Here is a 2,657-nt window from a genome sequence, read left to right on the forward strand (position 1 = left end):
GCTCGGCATCGCCGAGCACGTGGTGTTCCTCAACCAGTTCGTCGACCGGCCGTCTTTGCTCGATCACATCTCGATGTGCGACGTCTACGTCACGCCCTACCTCAACGAGGCGCAGATGACCTCGGGGACGCTGGCCTATAGCTTCGGGCTCGGTCGGGCGGTGGTATCGACGCCCTACTGGCATGCGCTGGAACTGCTCGGCAAGGGCCGCGGGAGCCTCGTGCCGTTCGGCGATGCCGGTGCTATCGGCGCCGAGATCAGTGCGCTCCTCAACGACGAACCGCGGCGGCAGGCGATGCGGCGGCTCGCCTATGCGACCAGCCGCTCGATGACCTGGGAGCGGGTGGCCGATCGCTATGTGACGAGCTTCGAGGGCCTGGGCGCGCCGCACGTCCGCCGCCAGTCGGCGCGGCTGCATCTCGTCGCCCCGGCCGACGATGCGCCTCGCCTGCCATCGCTGGAGCTCGGACACCTCAGGGTGATGACCGACGATACCGGGCTCTACCAGCACGCCATCCATTCGGTGCCCGACCGAACGCATGGCTATTGCGTCGACGACAATGCCCGCGGCCTGCTGCTGGCAAGCGCGCTCAACCTCAATCAGCCGCCCCGCCTGCCTGAGGCCATGACGGCGACCTATGCGTCCTTCGTGCAGCATGCCTTCAACCGCGACACCGGGCGCTTCCGCAATTTCATGTCGTTCGATCGGCGCTGGCTCGAAGCGCAGGGCTCGGAGGATAGCCATGGCCGGACGCTGTGGGCGCTGGGCATGGCGGCGCGGGACGATTTCAGCACCGCGCGCCGCAACTGGGCAGTGGAGCTCTTCGCCGCGGCGCTGCCGGTGGTCGAGGGGTTTGCCTCCCCGCGCGCCTGGGCCTTCACCTTGCTCGGCCTCAATGGCTACTGCCAGGCCCGCCCCGACGATGATTTCGCCACGCAACTGCGGTTGCGCCTCGCCTCCCGGCTGGTCGAATTGCTGCGCCAGGTCGAAACGCCAGGCTGGGTATGGTTCGAGGAGGGGCTCTCCTACGACAATGCCCGGCTTTGCGAGGCGCTGATCCTCACCGGGCGGGCCACCGGGCTCACTGGGTATGTCGAAGCGGGGCTGCGCACGCTCGCCTGGCTGATGCAGCAGCAGACCAGCCCCTCGGGCCTGTTCAGGCCGGTCGGCACCGCCGGGTTTACCGACGTGCGGCTGCCGCCAAAGCGCTTCGATCAGCAGCCGGTGGAAGCGGCGGCAACCATCGCGGCGTGCTTTGCGGCCTGGTCGCTCACCGGCAGCGCGCTCTGGCAGACGGCGGCGTCGCGCGCCTTTTTCTGGTTCCTCGGCCGGAACGATCTCGGGCTGCCGCTGATCGACGCCGAGAGCGGCGCCTGTCGCGATGGCCTCCACCCCGATCGGGTCAACGAGAACCGCGGCGGCGAGTCGGTGGTCTCCTATCTGCTCAGCCTTTCCGACATGCAGCGCTTCGAGCGTGCCGGCACCACTCAACCCCAAACGCTGGCGCTTTCAGGCGCAGCGCGAGACACACACAGGTTATCCCATCAGCAGTTCCGAGGCCGCCTTGTCGCAAGCGACATTTCTAAACCGTCAGGCACTCTACCTGCGCCCGGATCCGGCCCGGGTGATCGTCCGGCCGTTCCGGCCGGCCACCGAGCCCAAGGATCTGAAGCCGACCGACAAGACGCGGGCCAACCACATCGTTGACCGCGTGCTGGCGCTCGATGCCGAAACCACCGAGCGGCAGCTCAGGGCAGTGCTCGAGAATTTCGAGGGGCGGCACCGGAACCTCCTCGCCACTTTCGAGGCCCGGGCCGACGAGATGGAGGAGGCGCTCGTCGCGCATCAGCCGTTCAGCGTGGCGCAGCGGCGCCTCGTCGGCTCCTACTTCGTGCACGAATATTCCTTCGAGGCCTCGGCCTTGTTCAATCCGAGCATCGTGGTGCATCCCGACCAGTCGCTGGCGCCGCCCGGCGGCCTGCGGTTCGTCCTGAGCCTTCGCGCCGTGGGCGAGGGGCACGTCTCGTCGCTGACCTTTCGGGCCGGCAGCATTGCGCGCAATGGCAGCGTCAGCATCGATCCGACCACCAGGCTCGCGGCCATGCCGCGCGCCACGGGGCTCGTGGCCTGGCCGGGCGACGGGCCGGTCGAGCTGGCGTTCAAACCCGATGAAGATATCAGCGAGCGAGTGATCTTTCCGGTCACCGGCTGGCAATCGAACGGCATCGAGGATGCCCGCTTCGTGCGCTTCGAGGATGGGGGCACCCACACCTATTACGCCACCTACACCGCCTATGACGGCCGGGCCATCCGCTCCGAACTGCTTCAAACCGACGATTTCGTCAGCTTCCGCATGCGCCCGCTGGGCGGCAGCGCGGCGCGCAACAAGGGCATGGCGCTGTTCCCGCGCAAGCTCGATGGCCGCTACGCCATGATCGGCCGGCAGGACAACGAGAACCTCTACCTGATCTACTCAGACGACCTGAACACCTGGGATGGCGGTCAGCCGATCCTCCGGCCCGAATGGCCCTGGGAGTTCGTGCAGATCGGCAATTGCGGCTCGCCCATCGAGCTCGACGAGGGCTGGCTGCTGTTCACCCACGGCGTCGGCCCGGTCCGCCGCTATGCGATCGGCGCGGCGCTGCTCGACAAACGT

The 2,657-nt window shown here is 67.7% G+C and carries 2 protein-coding genes; both read left to right on the plus strand.

All coding sequences use genetic code 11. The annotated features are described in order from the left end of the window. Window positions 1-1,708, plus strand: a 1,708-nt coding sequence (locus VGV07_RS03525) for a glycosyltransferase (protein WP_326867307.1), incomplete at its 5' end; no start/stop codon positions are given. Further along, window positions 1,605-2,657 (plus strand): glycosidase (locus tag VGV07_RS03530; protein ID WP_414649909.1); only part of this gene is annotated, 1,053 nt, incomplete at its 3' end. The genes VGV07_RS03525 and VGV07_RS03530, both read left to right, overlap by 104 nt.

It is taken from the genome of Devosia sp. (genome assembly GCF_035944845.1).
Taxonomy (GTDB): Bacteria; Pseudomonadota; Alphaproteobacteria; order Rhizobiales; family Devosiaceae; genus Devosia_A.